Annotated in this window: 18 protein-coding genes; 13 read left to right on the top strand and 5 right to left on the bottom strand. The window is 65.9% G+C overall.

Annotated features, from left to right (window positions below):
- Positions 1-5 precede the first annotated feature (5 nt).
- The 4 genes from ACQY4S_RS16430 to ACQY4S_RS16415 are packed head-to-tail and all read right to left on the bottom strand — an operon-like array spanning position 6 to position 2,830.
- On the bottom strand, positions 6-416 hold the full coding sequence (locus ACQY4S_RS16430) for a DUF2000 family protein (protein ID WP_428486314.1): 411 nt from the start codon (positions 414-416) through the stop codon (positions 6-8).
- A 35-nt stretch (positions 417-451) separates the two neighbouring features.
- Positions 452-1,366, bottom strand: coding sequence for an AraC family transcriptional regulator (locus ACQY4S_RS16425; protein WP_428486313.1), 915 nt, complete (start codon positions 1,364-1,366; stop codon positions 452-454).
- A 40-nt stretch (positions 1,367-1,406) separates the two neighbouring features.
- On the bottom strand, positions 1,407-2,081 hold the full coding sequence (locus tag ACQY4S_RS16420; protein WP_428486312.1) for a 3-oxoacid CoA-transferase subunit B: 675 nt from the start codon (positions 2,079-2,081) through the stop codon (positions 1,407-1,409).
- A gap of 14 nt (positions 2,082-2,095) precedes the next feature.
- Positions 2,096-2,830 carry a CoA transferase subunit A gene (locus ACQY4S_RS16415; RefSeq protein WP_428486311.1) on the bottom strand — a complete coding sequence of 245 codons (735 nt, stop codon included), beginning with the start codon at positions 2,828-2,830 and terminating at the stop codon, positions 2,096-2,098.
- 180 nt (positions 2,831-3,010) lie between these two features.
- Here ACQY4S_RS16415 and tsaA point away from each other — a divergent pair, with 180 nt between their 5' ends.
- The 4 genes from tsaA to ACQY4S_RS16395 all read left to right on the top strand — a co-directional run bounded on the left by tsaA (position 3,011) and on the right by ACQY4S_RS16395 (position 6,239).
- Complete coding sequence (tsaA, locus tag ACQY4S_RS16410; RefSeq protein WP_428486310.1) at positions 3,011-3,484, top strand: tRNA (N6-threonylcarbamoyladenosine(37)-N6)-methyltransferase TrmO; 474 nt, start codon at positions 3,011-3,013, stop codon at positions 3,482-3,484.
- A gap of 309 nt (positions 3,485-3,793) precedes the next feature.
- Positions 3,794-5,143, top strand: coding sequence for a hypothetical protein (locus ACQY4S_RS16405; RefSeq protein WP_428486309.1), 1,350 nt, complete (start codon positions 3,794-3,796; stop codon positions 5,141-5,143).
- A gap of 13 nt (positions 5,144-5,156) precedes the next feature.
- Complete coding sequence (locus ACQY4S_RS16400) at positions 5,157-5,540, top strand: RidA family protein (protein WP_428486308.1); 384 nt, start codon at positions 5,157-5,159, stop codon at positions 5,538-5,540.
- 198 nt (positions 5,541-5,738) lie between these two features.
- The gene (locus ACQY4S_RS16395; RefSeq protein WP_428486307.1) at positions 5,739-6,239 is read left to right on the top strand and encodes a ferritin-like domain-containing protein; all 501 of its coding nucleotides are present in this window, start codon (positions 5,739-5,741) and stop codon (positions 6,237-6,239) included.
- Positions 6,240-6,802: 563 nt separating this feature from the next.
- Here the strand turns inward: ACQY4S_RS16395 and ACQY4S_RS16390 are convergent.
- Positions 6,803-7,639 carry a helix-turn-helix transcriptional regulator gene (locus tag ACQY4S_RS16390; protein WP_428486306.1) on the bottom strand — a complete coding sequence of 279 codons (837 nt, stop codon included), beginning with the start codon at positions 7,637-7,639 and terminating at the stop codon, positions 6,803-6,805.
- A gap of 102 nt (positions 7,640-7,741) precedes the next feature.
- Here ACQY4S_RS16390 and ACQY4S_RS16385 point away from each other — a divergent pair, with 102 nt between their 5' ends.
- From ACQY4S_RS16385 to ACQY4S_RS16345, 9 genes are all read left to right on the top strand, one after another.
- Complete coding sequence (locus tag ACQY4S_RS16385; protein WP_428486305.1) at positions 7,742-8,620, top strand: SDR family oxidoreductase; 879 nt, start codon at positions 7,742-7,744, stop codon at positions 8,618-8,620.
- A 67-nt stretch (positions 8,621-8,687) separates the two neighbouring features.
- Entirely contained in the window at positions 8,688-9,623 is a 936-nt protein-coding gene (locus ACQY4S_RS16380) for an SDR family oxidoreductase (RefSeq protein ID WP_428486304.1), read from the top strand.
- Positions 9,624-10,273: 650 nt separating this feature from the next.
- Positions 10,274-11,272 carry a sodium:calcium antiporter gene (locus ACQY4S_RS16375; RefSeq protein WP_428486303.1) on the top strand — a complete coding sequence of 333 codons (999 nt, stop codon included), beginning with the start codon at positions 10,274-10,276 and terminating at the stop codon, positions 11,270-11,272.
- A 426-nt stretch (positions 11,273-11,698) separates the two neighbouring features.
- Entirely contained in the window at positions 11,699-12,877 is a 1,179-nt protein-coding gene (locus tag ACQY4S_RS16370; RefSeq protein ID WP_428486302.1) for an acetate/propionate family kinase, read from the top strand.
- A 156-nt stretch (positions 12,878-13,033) separates the two neighbouring features.
- Positions 13,034-13,843, top strand: coding sequence for a PRC-barrel domain-containing protein (locus ACQY4S_RS16365; protein WP_428486301.1), 810 nt, complete (start codon positions 13,034-13,036; stop codon positions 13,841-13,843).
- Positions 13,833-14,384 (top strand): hypothetical protein, encoded by a 552-nt coding sequence (locus tag ACQY4S_RS16360; protein WP_428486300.1) that lies wholly within the window; start codon positions 13,833-13,835, stop codon positions 14,382-14,384. Before ACQY4S_RS16365 ends, ACQY4S_RS16360 begins: the two co-directional genes overlap by 11 nt.
- Positions 14,385-14,405: 21 nt before the next feature.
- Positions 14,406-15,182 (top strand): triose-phosphate isomerase, encoded by a 777-nt coding sequence (gene tpiA, locus ACQY4S_RS16355; protein ID WP_428486299.1) that lies wholly within the window; start codon positions 14,406-14,408, stop codon positions 15,180-15,182.
- A 133-nt stretch (positions 15,183-15,315) separates the two neighbouring features.
- The gene (locus tag ACQY4S_RS16350) at positions 15,316-15,660 is read left to right on the top strand and encodes a cation-transporting P-type ATPase (protein WP_428486298.1); all 345 of its coding nucleotides are present in this window, start codon (positions 15,316-15,318) and stop codon (positions 15,658-15,660) included.
- The coding region (locus ACQY4S_RS16345; protein WP_428486297.1) for an HAD-IC family P-type ATPase at positions 15,596-15,961 on the top strand (366 nt) is incomplete at its 3' end. The genes ACQY4S_RS16350 and ACQY4S_RS16345, both read left to right, overlap by 65 nt.

Here is a 15,961-nt window from a genome sequence, read left to right as displayed (position 1 = left end):
TGCTGCTACGGATGCAGCGAACAGCCTTTTGTTGCCTTGTCCACATCCTTCTTCGGGCCGCGCAGGGCGAGGCCGACGAGATCCGGCGCGTCAGGTGGTTCGGCGAGGAAGGCGGCTCGGTTGGCGGCGTCGTGGCCGGTGGCGAACATCGCCCGGACATAGACGGCGCTGCTCAGCGCCCGCTCAATCCCGACGCGCCAGGCGCGCAGCAGCCCCTCCGGCCTGGCCGCGAACACCAGCATCGGCTGGCCCAGCAGCCTGGCGTGGCTACGGCCGGCGGCATCCTGATAGGGCTCGCCCAAGGCTTCGGGTGCCGCGGCGGCGATGCCGGTGGCAAGAAAGGCCGTCACGTTCAACTTCTGCCAGACCGCCAGTTCCTCCAGCACGAGGATGGCGACTTTCGTGTCGAAAATCATTGTTCGGTCCGCTCCGCGGTTGCGCGGCGGCAATTTCAGCCGATTGCCGCGGCGCGGTCTGGAACGCTTGTGCAGCAGGTTCGGTAGGCCGCGGGTGTCACGCCGTAGGCCCGGCGGAACCAGCGGCCGAAATGGCTCTGGTCGGCGAAACCGCATGCTGCGGCGACGCCGGCCGGTGGCTCCCCACCCGCGAGCAGGCGGCGAGCCGACAGCAGGCGCTGCTGCACGAGGTAGGCGTGCGGGGAGGTGCCGTAGGCGGCCCGGAAGGCGCGGGCGAGCTGGAACCGATCCGCCGCGCCAGCCGCACGGGCAAGCGCGTCGGCGCCGACAGCGTCCGCGAGCGTGTCGTGCAGCCGTTCGCGGGCGCGCCGCGCCACGATCCGATCGTGCGTGCGGCAAGGTCCATCAGCGATACGCCGCGCGGGACGTTCAAGGTGCGGACGCAACAGACGCATGACCGCATCGAGGGCGGCGTCAATCAGCAGGCGGTTCACCGGGCGAATGCTTGTCAAGGCAACACGCGACACCTGATCATTCGGCAGGCACGCAGCCGGCAAGCCATCCGCCACGCGGCCATCCGGCGGACGCCCCAGGATGGCGCAAGCGCGCCGGACCGCGTGAGCGAGCAGTGGATCATCCACAAGGGTTTCCGGAAACCCCGTATCGCCTGCCTGCGTATCCGCGAGTCCGGCTTTCACCCAGGCACACGGTAGATACAGCATGCGATACGAAAAACCGCCGGGGCTGCCGGCCCGCCCGTCATGCGCCTGCTGCGGCTCGATCAGGATGACCCGATCGGCTGTGCTCCGCTGGCGCACGCCGCGACAGTGGAAGTCTTGCACGCCGTGATCAGTGACCCCAGCCAGCCATTCGTCGTGACGGTGCAGGTCGTAGGCATGGCCTGTGAAGCAAGCATGGATCGCCTCGACTCCGCTGAAAGCATCACGCACGAGGCGAACGCGATCGGAATGGATGACCTTGCCATGTCCTTCAACCAGTGGTGTCGATCTCCCGCAGCCCGTCCGCCACCGTCAATGTCCCACCGGTCACCGCGCGTATCTCCTCCACCGAGAAGCCGGGCGCGATTTCCCGCAGCAGGAAGCCGGTGCCGGTCGGCTCGAACAGCCCATAGTTCGTCGCCACCAGTGTCACCACGCCGCGCGCCGTCACCGGCAGGTCGCAGGCCTCTACCAAGCGGGAGGCGCCGGTGCGGGTGACATGCTCCAGGATGATGAACACCCGCCTGGCGCAGGCGGCCAGGTCCATCGCCCCGCCAATCCCACCGCCTTTCTGGCCCTTCAGCTTCCAGTTGGCGAAGTCCCCGGTCATCGACACCTGATAGGCGCCCATCACCGTTGCATCGATATGGCCGCCGCGGATCACGCCGAAGCTGTCGGCGTGATGGACCACCGCCGCGCCAGGCCGCAAGGTCACATTTTGGCCGCCGGCGTTGACCAGGTTCAGGTCCTCCTGCCCGGCCGGTGCGGCCGGGCCGTAGCCGATCACGCCGTTCTCGGAGTGATAGGTGATGTCGCGATCGCCGATGTCGGTGTTCGAGCACATCGTCGGAATGCCGACCCCCAGGTTGACGATCCAGCCGTCCTGGAAAGCACGCGCCACGCGATCGGCCATCTGCTGGCGGGTGAGGCCTTTCGTCTCGCTCATGTCTGGCTCTCCAACTATCTGGCCTGTCGCTTCATGGGCCAGATGCCTTCTGGCTCGGGTGGCACCTGCACCAGGCGGTGCACGTAGATGCCGGGGGTGTGCACATCATCTGGGTCGATGCCGTCGAGGGGCAGGACGGGCTCCTCGATCTCGGCGATGGTGACACGCGCGGCGGTGGCCATCACCGGGTTGAAATTGCGCTGCGACCGGTGGAAGCGCAGGTTGCCGGCGGCATCGGCGGTGCGGGCGCGGACGAAGGCGTAGTCCAGCTTCAGGGCGTATTCCAGCAGATAGGCGCGGCCGTCGATGACGCGGGTTTCGCGGCCCTCGGCCAGTTCGGTGCCGACCGCCGTCGGCGTGTAGAAGGCCGGAATGCCGGCCCCGGCGGCACGCAGCCGTTCAGCCAGTGTGCCTTGCGGCACCAGTTCGGCCTCGACCTCCCCGGATTCGTAATACTTCGTGAACGGCAGCACGTCGGTCGGGCGGGTGGCGGCGGTGAAGGCGCAGATGACCTTGGCGACCTGCCCGTTCTCCACCAGTATGCCGATATCGGGCATCCGTGGTTGCTGCGCGCCGCCGGTGGTGTTGGCCACCAGTGTCAGGCGCCGAGCACCCTGGTCCAGCAGCGCCTTGATCAGGTTGAACGGAGTGCCGGGCATGGCGAAACCGCCAAAGCCGATCGTCGCGCCGTCCGGGATATCGGCAATGGCGTCGTGAAACCCGCCGCGCAGCTTGGTCTTCTGGGTCATCGCTTCCCCGCTACTCATGTTGCGGCGATGAAGGGTCAGCCTCGGCTGGGTGTCAAGGGAAGCGGGTGGCAGGAACCTGAAGCACAGATGCCGGAGCGCTGTTCATGGCCTGCGGCGATGGACGCACAGGCACTTGCCCGACATGATGGGTCGCACCGTCCGATGCGAAAAGAGAGCCCCTTGATAGAGACACGCGGCCTGACGCTGACCCCGATCGGCACGCTGCACACACCATGGCGCGCGGTGGCCGACTGTCCTCGGAACGGCCGCCAACCTGACCCCGCACCGATATGCACCGCGCATGTGCTGCCGGCCTTCCAGGACGGGTTGCGAAGCCTTGAGGGGTTCTCCCACCTGATCCTGCTGTACTGGCTGGATCAGGCGAAGTCGGCCGAGATGGTGTTTATCCCGCCGTTCGACCCCACGCCACGCGGCGTATTCGCGACGCGTGCGCCATGGCGGCCGAACCCGATCGGCCTATCGGTGGTCGCATTCGAGGGCTTTCAGGCCCTGGGCGTGCTGGCAGTGCGCTACCTGGACTGTCTGGACGGCACGACGCTGCTGGACATCAAGCCCTATCTGCCGACGACGGACACCGAGCCAACTGCCACGATGGGCTGGCTCGATCCCCATGCCACGCGCCGGAAAGGCTAAGGGCTCGGAAAGCGCCGACCGTGGATCGGCGCGATGCGACCACCGCTTGAGGCCGACCAGCAAGCGACAGATGGCGGACATGCCGACCCGCGGTCTCGGATGCCGCTGCATGAACCCATGCCAAGGCTTTTCGTTGAATGCGGCGGGCGTGTGCATCATCCTGCCCGCGCGAAGGTGCCTGCCTGATGACGCCCTATGCTGCCAATACGCGCCGAGGCGCACGCGGGACCTCGACCGAGAGCACGTTGCGCGAGCCATGCGGATGCGTCATCGTCAGGCTTCGACGGCGGGCCAGATGGGGGGATATCGATGCACCGCGATGCACGTGGTCTGGAGCTCTCGACCGACAGCGCGGCGGCCGCGGCGCTGTTCGATCGCGCGGTGGAGCACTATCTCAAATACCATGTCGACACGATGAACCTAGTGAACGACGCTGTCGCCGCCGATCCAGGTTTCGTCATGGGGCACTGCATCAGGGGCTACCTGATGCTGGCGGGTGCCAACCCGGCGCATCGGTCAGCCATTGCCGCCAGCCTGGCCGCCGCCGAGGCCGGTGCCGCCGTCGCCACCAAGCGTGAACAGCGCCATGTCGCGGCGCTATCCGCCTGGCGGCGCGGTGCGATCGGTAAGGCGTTTGCCATCTGGCGAGAGCTTCTCGATGCCGACCCGACCGATCTGCTGGCGGTACGGATCAGCGACACCACGCATTTCCGCTTTGGCGAGACACAGGCGGTGCTGGAACAGGCGGACCGCCTTGCCCCGGCCTGGTCGCCCGGACGGCCCGGATACGACTGTTTCCAGTCCGTCTGGGCCTTTGCGCATGAGGAAGCCGGCGACACCGCCGGCGCGGAGCGCGCGATCGACTATGCCTATGACTGCGACCCGACGAACTTCTTCGCCCACCATGTCAAGGCGCACATCCTGGAGATGGAGAACCGGCCGCGTGAAGGCAACGATTGGCTCGATCGACAGACCGGCTACTGGCCGATCGGCAACAATCTTGTGCATCATTTGTGGTGGCACCGCGCGCTGATGCAGCTTGATCTCGGTGAGCGGGACGCCGTGCTCGCCAGCTACGATGCCAATATCCGCAACCTGAACGCGCCGCTGACGCTGGCAACGCCGGCCCAGTTCAACGATCTGCAGAACGCAACGGCGCTGCTGTGGCGACTGGAGCAGCTTGGCCTGGATGTCGGCGCTCGATGGGACGAACTGGCCGACAAGGCCGAAGCCCGCATTGGCGACAGCGCCTATCTGCTGCTGCCGCCGCACCTGATGCTGGCTCTGGCGGCGACTGGGCGGGACGACGCGGCGGCGCGGTTCCTGGCGGCATTGCGCGAGCAGGCGGATAATCACGCCCTTTGGGACGCGGCGGTGATCAAGGACGTTGTCCTGCCGGTCTGCCAGGCCGGGTTGGCGCACCGGCGCGGACAGCATCCTCAGGTCGTGGCACTGCTGGCGCCGCGCCTGGACCAGATCCGCCTGCTCGGCGGCAGCAATGCCCAACGCGACCTGTTCCGCCAGATCCTGATCGACTCGGCGATGAAGGCGGATCGACGCGACGTCGTCGCCGCGATGATCGGGGATGAGACCGCCAGCCATGCCGTCCCGCCGATCCAACGGGCCGGCTACGCCGCCGCGGCGCGCTGGCTGATGTAAGGGAGAGCGAACCATGCCGGCAATCGAGCGCCTGATGCTGGACGGCCAGCCCGAGCCGGTCAGCCACTATTGCCATGCCACCAAGGCTGGCAACCTGATCTGGGTCTCCGGCACCGTCGGCATCACCGCGAATGGCAGCATCCCGGCAGATGTCGTCGAGCAGTTCGAGATCGCCATCGCCAACATGGATGCCTGTCTGAAGGCGGCCGGCGCGGGCGCGGAGCATGTGGTGAAGGTGACCGTCTACCTTACCAACATCGCGGACCGCACCCGGATCAACCCTATTCGCCAGCGCTACTTTGGCCCGCACCGGCCGGCCTCGAGCCTAGTCGAGGTCTCCGCGTTGGTCCTGCCGGAGCTGAAGGTGGAGATCGAGGCGCAGGCCGTCCTGGCCTAGCGCGGGCATGGCCTATCTGGTTGAGGGGGCTGATGTTCGACTGGTGGCCTAACCAGAGCGACAAGTGCGTAGATGCGGCGAACGCCAGTTCCCTGCCATACGCGGTATTCACATTCATCGACTGAACCAAAGCAGCCCAGGCGAGTTGATCTCCGAGTTCGGATTGTCCGAGCGGCTAAAAATCATTCGAGGTGTCTTATGTCTTCATCCGAAAGCCTGAAGGAGATCTACATCGACGAGATGGCAGATCTGTGGTCGGCGAACGACCAGATGCAGCGCGTCATGAAAACCCTGAGCGAAAAGGCTTCCAACAAAAAGCTGAAGGACTTGCTGGCACAGTCGGAGACAGGGATCGCCAAGCATACGGCGACGCTCAAGTCCGTGCTTGAAAGCCAGGGAGGCAAGGTCGCGACGGAACATTGCAAGGGCATGGAAGGGATCGTCGCCGAGGCGAAGAAGCATACGAGCGAGGACGATGTTGAGGGCTCACTGCGCGACCTCGTCATCATGGCTCAGTATCAGCGGATGTCGCACTATGGCCTGGCCGGCTTCGGTACGGCTGCTGCCTATGCCGCTGCTTTAGGTCAGAAGGATGATGAGACAAAGCTGAAGTCGATCGTCAAGGACATCTACAAGGCGGACGAATACTTGAGCCATATGGCAGAGCAAGCCGAGAAGGCCGTGGCCAAGAGCGCGTAAGCCTTGGACGTGAGGCGTATGTTCAATCGTGTAGCCACGTGGACGCTGGCCGGGACCGCGAGAGCGTTTGTCCTGGCAAGTCGGTAGGCCGCATGATGCTGTTGCGCGATTGATCCCCGAATCGGTCCCAAACTCGCCTTCCATTCAGATGGAGCGGGTTTGGGGTCCGGCTTGTATCCCGACTTGTTTGTGCGCTCACCTGCTGCAAGCAGGCGCTTTTCGCCGCCAGCAATCGCAAGTGCCATTGTCGCGGCCACGCAGCTTCATGCAAAGAAGTTGCAGGGCCTTATACGGCCCACTGAAGTTTAATATCCATTATATACTTGACTGCCGATAAAGCTGCATTCGCTGTTCGGGACACTGGCGCCGCATCAGTCTGCCAATGGCTAGCGTTACCATGTCGCAATCAACGCAGGCGGGCCGCTGCTGGGCACGCCCGGAACTTCGTCACCCTGAAGCCACTTCCGCGTGCAAGTAATCCTGAGGTGGCACTCCTGTGACCGCCGCAGGCGCTTAGCCGACCGGCAAAACTTACAGAGTTTAAAGCGGAGGACAACCTGAACTCACTCCGCGGCCAGAGCCGGCCTGCCTTCAAGCAGGGACTCGATAAGCTTCTGGTCGGCCGATGTAGCGGGATTGTAAACGATCAAGCTGAGGTCTGGCCGAGCGTCGACTGCGAAGGCGGAGTATTCCAAGGCGATAACACCCAGTTTGGGATGGTGCAGGTGCTTGAGGCCGTCTCCGTGCGTTTGCACGTCGTTGTCGCGCCACATGGACGCGAACTCGGGGCTCGACCGGCACAATTCGTCGACCAGCGGCGCAACCTCGGCTTCGGCGCCCGCGCGGGCGGCATCGATCCGAAACACCCCCACCACGAAGCGGGCCACAGCATCCCATTCAGACTGCACGGCGCGGACGCGGGGATCGCAGAAGAGCATGCGCAGGATGTTGCGCTGATCCGGCGGCAAAGAGCTGTAGTCGGTGAGGACGCAAGCGGCCGCATGGTTCCAGGCGACGACGTCCCACGTTGCCGTCCGGACGATGGCAGGACTGTAGGTCAGCGTGTCGAGCAGGCGCTGCAGCCGCGGCGTGATCACGTCGCTGCCGCGGTAATGGGCTTTCGGCGGGCGGCCGAGACCGAGCAGAAAGAGGTGTTCGCGCTCGACCTCGGTCAAGGTCAGCGCCCGCGCGATGCGGTCGAGCACGTCCGCTGACGGGCTTCCGCCGCGACCCTGCTCCAGCCAAGTGTACCAGGTCGGGCTGATGTTGGCGCGCTGCGCCACCTCCTCGCGACGCAATCCAGAGGTTCGTCGCCGCCCGCCGGAGACGCCGAACGACGCCGCATCAAGCTTCGTGCGTCGGTTCTTGAGGTAGGCGCCGAGCGAACTGCTGTTGGACATGACTGCACACCCTGTTAGCGATTATACCGGGATAATCTCCCTACTTTAATAGCATGAAAACCTGCCAACAATAGTCGGACAGGAAACCTGGAGAATAAGCACATGCGGATATTCGTAACCGGTGCCACCGGATGGGTCGGCTCCGTCGTAGTCAAGGAACTGCTCGATGCCGGCCACCAGGTGGTGGGCCTCGCGCGGTCCGATGAAAAGGCTGCCGCCCTCGCCGCGACCGGGGCGGTGGTCATCCGCGGCACGCTCGACGACCTTGATGCGTTGCACAGCGCTGCTTCGGCGGCGGACGCGGTGATCCATCTCGCGTTCAACCACGATTTCTCTCGGTTTGTCGAGAATGCCGAGCAGGACCGGCGCGCCATCGAGACGCTGGGAAGCGCACTGGAGGGATCGGACCGACCGCTCCTCGTGACCGGAGGCGTCGCGCTGGTCGCGCCCGGCAGAATGGCGACCGAAGCGGACGTGGCGCCAGTCATTCCGTCCTTCCCTCGCAAGTCCGAAGCGGCGGCGAGAGCGCTGGCGGAGCGGGGCGTGCGTGCCACGACGATTCGCTTGTCGCCCTCGGTCCACGGCCTCGGCGACCACGGCTTCATGGCGATCCTGATCGGCCTGGCGCGCGAGAAGGGCGTGTCGGCCTATGTCGGCGAGGGCCTGAACCGCTGGCCCGGCGTGCACCGGCTGGACGCCGGACGCCTCTACCGGCTGGTGCTCGAGCAGGGCGGCACCGAGCCCGCCTATCATGCTGTCGCCGACGAAGGCGTGCCGGTCAAGGACATCGCCGAAGTAATCGGCCGCCGGCTCGGCCTGCCGGTTGAATCGCGGGCACCCGACCATTTCGACTGGTTCGCCAACTTTGCGGCCGCCGACGTGCCTGCGTCGAGCGCCCGCACGCGATCGCAGCTCGGCTGGGAGCCGACTGGCCCCGACCTGCTGACCGACATCGATCAGCCTGGCTACTACACCCAATGACAATGCGACGCCCATGCGCGGAACGCGACCGTGGCTCTGAAGGAGAAAGAGAATGACTGATGCATCCTTGTCGCTTGGCGGAAAACGCGTGGTGGTCATCGGCGGCGGCTCGGGCATCGGCTTCGCCGTGGCCGAACTGGCGCGCGAGGCGGGCGCCGACGTCGTGATTGCTTCGAGCCGCGCAGCCACCGTCGATGCTGCCATCGAACGCCTGAGCGGTTCAACGGGTCGCGTCGTCGACCTTCGCGATGAGGCCGGGGTCGCGGCCTTCTTCCAGGACCTCGGTCCTTTCGATCACCTGGCGATGACCGCGGGTGACTGGGGCGGCGAGATGTTCGCCGCCACCGCCGACATCGACCTCACGCAGGCGCGGGACGGCCTGACGGTGCGCTTCTGGGGTGCGCTTGCGGCGGCCAAGCACAGTTGCCGTACGATCGCCCAGGATGGCTCGATCACGCTGACGAGCGGCATGCTCGGCCATCGGCCGATGAAAAACGCGCCGCTGGTGACCGCCGTGGCTGGAGCGATGGAGCATCTGACGCGTGGCCTCGCGGTCGATCTCGCTCCCGTGCGGGTCAACGCCGTGTGCCCGGGCCTCATCCTGACCGAGCACGTGAAGCAGACGATGCCGGCGGCAATGCAACAATCCTTCGTCGCAAAGCTGCCGGTCCCCCGCGCCGGTTCGCCGGAGGAGGTCGCGATGGCCTATGTCTATCTTCCAGGGGCGGAGTCCAGATCGTTGGCTAGCCCATTGATAAAGCGTCATTTTCGATGCCTTCGGTCATCGCAGATACCAACAGGAATACCATCACGAGGCTTTGATGGGCGGGTTAGCTTCCCACCGATCTGGCACCCTGCATACCTTCGATATTGCCGGAAGGCCAAGCTGCCGCCATTAAAGAGACGGCTCGGACGCGACGAACGGGGTCTTGCCAAGGTTGGGGTCGAGGGTTCGAATCCCTTCGCCCGCTCCAGATTTTCCAGAGTTCTTACAATAGCTTAAGTGGTCTGCGCCCTTCGTAGAATCGCTTAGAACAGCCTCGCTTCAGAATAATCAGCGCGCGCTTTAAGCTTTCGGCTCCGCGCGTTGGGACATCCCGTCGCACATTTGGCAGCGGAACGCCCACCGCGCGACGATAGCGCTGGCACAGCCGATCAGCGCGTCGGCGGTGGTCGTCGGACGGCATCCGGGCGAGTTCTGGGCTACTTCATCCCAAACTACGCGCCATCCTGGAGATGGTACGCTCGCTTCGCCGCTGCGGCCGCCTTGCGCAGGACATCCTGGCCCGTGCCGCGGTAGGCCGCGGGCAGACAATGCCGGGCAGGAGCCAGAAGTCGTTCCCGGTCATGGTTGCCAACGGGACGCTGTACTGCGGCAGCGGCTGTATGCTCGGCGAAATCTGCGCGGAATAGCTATTGTTTGAGGCCGACACGCAGTCGCTAGCCTCTTGGCAGGTCGGATGTACGGCTTCATGGCGTTCGCAAACTTCTACCGCTTGCTCGGCGCCGCTCTGAATGCCGACGTGCTGGAGTTATGGTTCGCCATGCAGGTCGCATGCGGGTTCGTCACTGCCTACCCGGTCACATAGGGCTGATACGGTTGGAGGTGAAAACGATGCGGCGATGCAGCAACGGCAGGCGGAGGTGAGCATAGTGTCAATCGGCTCGGCCGTAATCCTGTTCCTCGGGTGCCTCGTTCTTGGCACTATTTCCAGCGCCGTACTGTCGCACCGGCTGGACCAGGTCGGAACGTATCTGGGCCTGTCGGAAGGCCTGCTGGGTCTGGTCACCGCGCTAGGCGCCGACTCGCCGGAGATCGCGACCGCCGTGACGGCGCTCGTGGGCGGGCAGCACGACCTAGGCCGGGGCGTGATCTTCGGCTCCAACCTTTTTAACTTGGCCGCGCTTTTTGGCTTGGGCGCGGTAGTGGCCGGGCGGCTTGCCTGCGGGCGTGAAACGCTGCTGCTGAACGCCGGCGTGGCGGTGTCCATCACGGGCGTGCTGGCCTGGCAGCTTCTGACGGACGGCTCGCCGCTGGTCGGTGGCGCGTTGATCGCTGCGGTCATGCTGCCGTACGTCGCGGTGTCGGCGCTGAAGCCGCGGCAGCTTCGTTCGCCGCTGCTGCCCGGCCCGATGCTGCGCTGGCTGCAGGAGGCCGTGCGCGACGCGGAGGTCGATAGTGGCGGCGAGCGGTTCCCGACCCCGCCATCCTGGGCGGACAAGCTGGCGGTCGTGCCGCTGCTCGGCATGGTCGTGGTCAGTAGCATCGGCATCGTGAGAGCGGCGACCGTGCTAGGCGCCGACCTTGCCGTGCCGGATGCGGTGCTGGGCACCCTGGTGCTAGCGACGCTCACGGGCATCCCGAACGCCGTCGCCGCCATCCGGCTGGCGGTGCAGGGGCGCGGGGCGGCGGTGGTCAGCGAAACCTTCAACAGCAACAGCCTGAACCTGATCGCGGGCGCCTACCTGCCCACGCTGTTCGTGACCGCGGCGCCGTTGTCCGGGGCCGGACGGATGGTGCTGTGGTGGCTGCTGGGCGGCACTCTGCTCGCCGCGGCCCTGTTCCTGCGCCGAGCGGTGCTGACGCGATGGGAGGGGGCGGTGCTGATCGTGGGCTACGCGGTGTTCGCCATCCTGGTTGCCGTAGGTTGAGCAAGCTCAATGAGCAGACTCGGCGTGACAGGTCGGTCGATTGGCTCTGTTGGCCGCGGTTCGACAGCAGCGCCTTTTTCACGGCCCGGCCGGATCAGCCGGAAAACGGCCGCTGGCTGATCAGCCCGGCACAGCTTGTCACCCGATCGCGCCGGCCTCGCGCTGTGCCACCTCCCGTTCCGCGCCAATCCTGGAGGCGCAGCGGTGCGCCCGCAGTGGCGGACCGGATGCAATTGGAGGAGCTTGCGCCCGACGGTATCGCGATGGTGGAGTTGACGGGGGGGCCGATGGGGGCCACGGTTGTCGTGGTTGCGGGCAACGACGCGGTTACAGGAGGGGTGATGGTGGTGGCCGAAAACGGCTGGTTCGCCGCGCGGCCCCGGCGCGGGTGTTAAGCCAACCGGTCCCCGCGTCCGGCAATTTGTGATGTCGGCTGCCATCCTCGCGCTCAACGCCGGGTCGAGCAGCATCAAGTTCGGGCTGTTCGAGGTCGGCGATGACTCGAAGCTCCGCCTGATGTCGAAAGGCGGCATCGAGGGCGTCGGCGGTGACCCGCATTTCACCGCCAAGGATGCGGCTGGCTCGACGCTGGCAGACAAGCATTGGCAGGGGAAGGACGCGGCATTTGACGCCATGCTGGGTGCCTTGCTGGCCTGGGCGGAACACCACGTGCAACCGGATACCCTCGCCGCGGTGGGGCACCGCGTGGTGCATGGCGGCCGCCGGTTCACCGTCCCAGTGCGGCTGACGGGTGAAATTCTCCAACAACTGGACGCACTGACGTCTTTAGCGCCCTTACACCAGCCGCACAGCCTGGCGCCAGTCCGCGCGCTGATGGCGCTGCGGCCTGGCCTACCCCAGGTCGCGTGTTTCGACACCGCCTTCCACAGTACCATGCCGGCAGTCGCCACGCGCTTTGCGTTGCCGCGCGAGTATGAGGCCGAAGGGGTTCGCCGCTACGGTTTTCACGGCCTGTCCTACGAATACATCGCGCGCACCCTGCGGCAGCAAGCGCCGGGTTTGGCCGCCGGGCGGGTGGTCGTGGCTCACCTGGGCAACGGCGCCAGCCTGTGCGCCATGCAAGACGGCCGCAGCCAGGACACCACGATGGGCTTCACAGCGCTAGACGGGCTGGTGATGGGCACGCGTTGCGGCACCCTGGACGCTGGGGTGGTGCTCTACATGCTGCAGCAGAAGGGGCTTTCGGCGCACGAGGTGGAGCACGTGCTGTACGAACGCTCAGGCCTGCTCGGCGTGTCCGGGGTGTCGAGCGACATGCGGACGCTGTTGGCCAGTCCCGACCCGCGAGCGCGCGAGGCGGTGGAGCTGTTCGCGTTCCGCGTCGGGCAGGAGACGGCCGCGATGGCAGCGGCGCTGGGTGGCCTGGACGGCTTTGTCTTCACGGGCGGGATCGGTGAACACGCGGCTGAGTGCCGCGCCTTGGTGTGCGAGCGGCTGCATTGGTTAGGTGTCGAGTTGGACGCGGCCGCCAATACGGGCGGTGCGGGCCGGATCAGCACGCCGGGCAGCCGCGTCGAGGTCCACGTCATCCCGACGGACGAGCAGGCCACCATCGCCGGGCATACGCGCGACTTGATCGCCTGAGTCGCCCGCCGCGACGCCTGCATCGCGTGAGTAGTTTCCGAGCCTGTGTTCCCCGGCCCGGCCAGCCAACATGCCGTCCTGTGCCGAAGCTCTGGCGCCACGCGTCTCACCGCCGCTGGGATCGTCGAGTATGGACGCAGGCGAAGGGAGCGCACCATGCTAAACGCCGTAACATCGCTTAAGGGGTTCGCGATCCAGGCCAAGGATGGCGGCCTCGGGACCGTCAGCGACTTCCTGTTCGATGACAGCACCTGGAAGGTGCGCTGGATGGTCGTCGACACCGGACGTTGGCTGAGCGGGCGCAAGGTTCTGATTCACCCGTCGGCCGTGATCTCCGCCGAGTATGGGGCGCGGGAACTCACAGTTGCGCTGACGAAGGCCCAGGTGGAGGACAGCCCCGACATCCTGCAGGACCGCCCGGTCTCGCGACAGATGCAGAACGACCTCTACGGCTATTATGGTTGGGATCCGCTCTGGGGCGGAGGAATGTTCGGCGCCGGGATGTGTGGCGGCTCCATGTATGGGTATGGCGGCGGAATGGGCGCGATCGCCTCGCCTTTGTCGGCGCCCGCCTATTTCGGCACGGCGGCCGTGCAAGAGGCCGAGCGGGGCGGGACCGACACCGATGAGGGCGACCCCCACCTGCGCAGCATCGCCGAGGTCACCGGCTACCACGTCCATGCTACTGACGGCGACATCGGGCACATCCAAGACATTCTCGTTGACAGCGCAAGCTGGGGCATCCGCTACCTCATCGTCGATACCTCGAACTGGTGGTTCGGCCAGCACGTGCTGGTCTCACCCTACGCGGTCAAGGGCGTGGACTGGCCCGACCGTCATGTCCGGCTCGCCATCGCCCGGGGCCGGGTCAAATCCAGCCCGCCCTGGAACCCGGCGCAAGTCATCGACAACGAATACGAACGGCGGCTGCACAACCATTACGACTGGCCCGGCTATGGCTGGTGAACGCAAATACCCCGACGCATTCGCCCTGAAGAACACAGGCCTCGATGCGTTCCTGTATGCCGATGTCGGCACGGAGCTGAACGGATCGCCGCTCACGATCCTCTCGGTGCTGGCCCGGCTCGGCAACGACCCCTGGGCGCAGGCGGCGGGCTGGGCTGGGCTGCCGCGGGCTGCAGCGATCGATGGCCTCTCGCAAAGCATTGCCCAGATGCCTCTCACGCCGACCGCGCTCACCGGCAGCCGCGACATCGCCGCGCGCCTGGTCCAGCTCCTGCCCGGCAAGGCGCGGCCTGACATCCCGGCAAGGGCGGAAGGCGCGAAGCCAGTGGCGGCGACGCCAAACTGGTTGCCGGTCACGATGATCTGGTGGGGTGTCGCTGTCTGGATGGTGTTGAGCGGGCTGCTGACGCCAAAGCCCTCGACCAACGTCATCGCACCGGTCTCACAGCCGGTCGCGATCTCCGGCCCAACCTCCTCGGCTCCTGTACCGCTCCCGCAGCATACTGCCGCCGCGCCACCGACAGCGGCTGGCCTTCCGTAACCAAGAAAGGGTGTCCACAAGATGAGCACTACCGTGCGGCCCCTGATCGCCGGGAACTGGAAGATGCATGGGTTGTCGGCCGAACTCCATGAGATCGGCGCCATCGCCGCATCCGTTCACGCTAGGCCGCCCGCAGCCGATGTGCTGATCTGTGTTCCGGCGACCTTGCTCTCCAGAGCGGCGCAGATAGCCGCGGGCCGCATCGCCATCGGCGGTGAGGATTGCCACGCCGAAGTCTCCGGTGCGTTCACGGGGGACGTGAGCGCCGACATGCTGAAGGATGCGGGTGCGGCTGCGGTAATCGTCGGCCATTCGGAACGCCGTCTGCATCATGGCGAGACCGGTCCGATGGTGGCCGCGAAGGCAAAAGCCGCGTGGCGCTCCGGTCTTTCCACCATTGTCTGCATCGGCGAGTCCGAGGTCCAGCGTCGGCGCGGCGATGCGCTTGCCGTATGCGGCGACCAGATCGCAGACAGCCTGCCCCAGGACCTCGCTCGGTCCGGCACGGCCGCGATCGCCTACGAACCACTGTGGGCGATCGGCAGCGGGCACGTACCCACCGCCGATCAGATCGCCGAGATGCATCGGCACCTCCGAACTTGCCTCGTGGCGCTCGCAGGCGCCGCGGGCGCGAGCATTCGCATCCTCTACGGCGGATCGGTCACCGCGGACAATGCCGACGAGGTCCTCGGGCTTCCCGACGTGGGCGGCGTGCTGATCGGCGGCGCGAGCCTGCTGGCGGTGGATTTCGACGCCGTGCTCCGGTGCGTGCCGGAGGCGCTTTTCGCGCCTGCGTAGTTTCCGACCCTCCCCATGCTGACCGCGTGTTGCCTATCGTCCGGGCTTGTCCTGGGACCGGCCTGTTAGCTGGGCCCGGCCCGGCGTCCTACCCGGCACGCATGACCACAGAGAACCGAGAGGAACAGCCGTCATGGCGAAGCCCAATGCCGCCCACGCCAAATCGCCGGATGCAAAGCCGGCTTCACCTTCGGACGCCAAAGACGATCTGAAGTCGTTGCCCTTGCCCGAAGTCGAGAAGCGCTTAGACGCGTCACCGGATGGGCTGAGCCAGACCGAGGCGACGAAGCGGCTGGGAAAATACGGGCCGAACGAAATTGAAGAAAAGAAAACCAACGCGCTGCTGAAGTTCCTGAAGTATTTCTGGGGGCCGATCCCCTGGATGATTGAAGTGGCTGTGGTGCTCTCGGGCGTTGCTGCTCATCGCCAACGCCACCATCGGCTTCTGGGAGGAGCGGCAGGCCGGCAACGCTATTGAGGCGCTGAAGGCCAAGCTGGCGATCAAGGCCCGGGTCAAGCGCGACGGCAAATGGGTGACGCCACCAGCCAAGGACCTGGTGCCCGGCGACGTCATCCGCCTGCGCCTCGGCGACATCGTGCCGGCGGATGCACGATTGCTGGACGGCGACGAACTTTCAGTCGACCAGTCCGCTCTGACGGGCGAGTCCTTGCCGGCCTCCAAGCAGCCGGGCGAGGCAGTGTTCTCCGGCTCGATCGTCCGGCGCGGCGAGATCAGCGCGCTGGTCTATGCCACCGGCGGCAAGACCTATTTCGGCAAG

This window comes from Rhodopila sp., assembly GCF_965276935.1.
GTDB lineage: Bacteria > Pseudomonadota > Alphaproteobacteria > Acetobacterales > Acetobacteraceae > Rhodopila.
The sequence above is the reverse complement of the archived record's forward strand: the minus strand, read 5'-3'. Positions and strand labels throughout refer to the sequence as shown.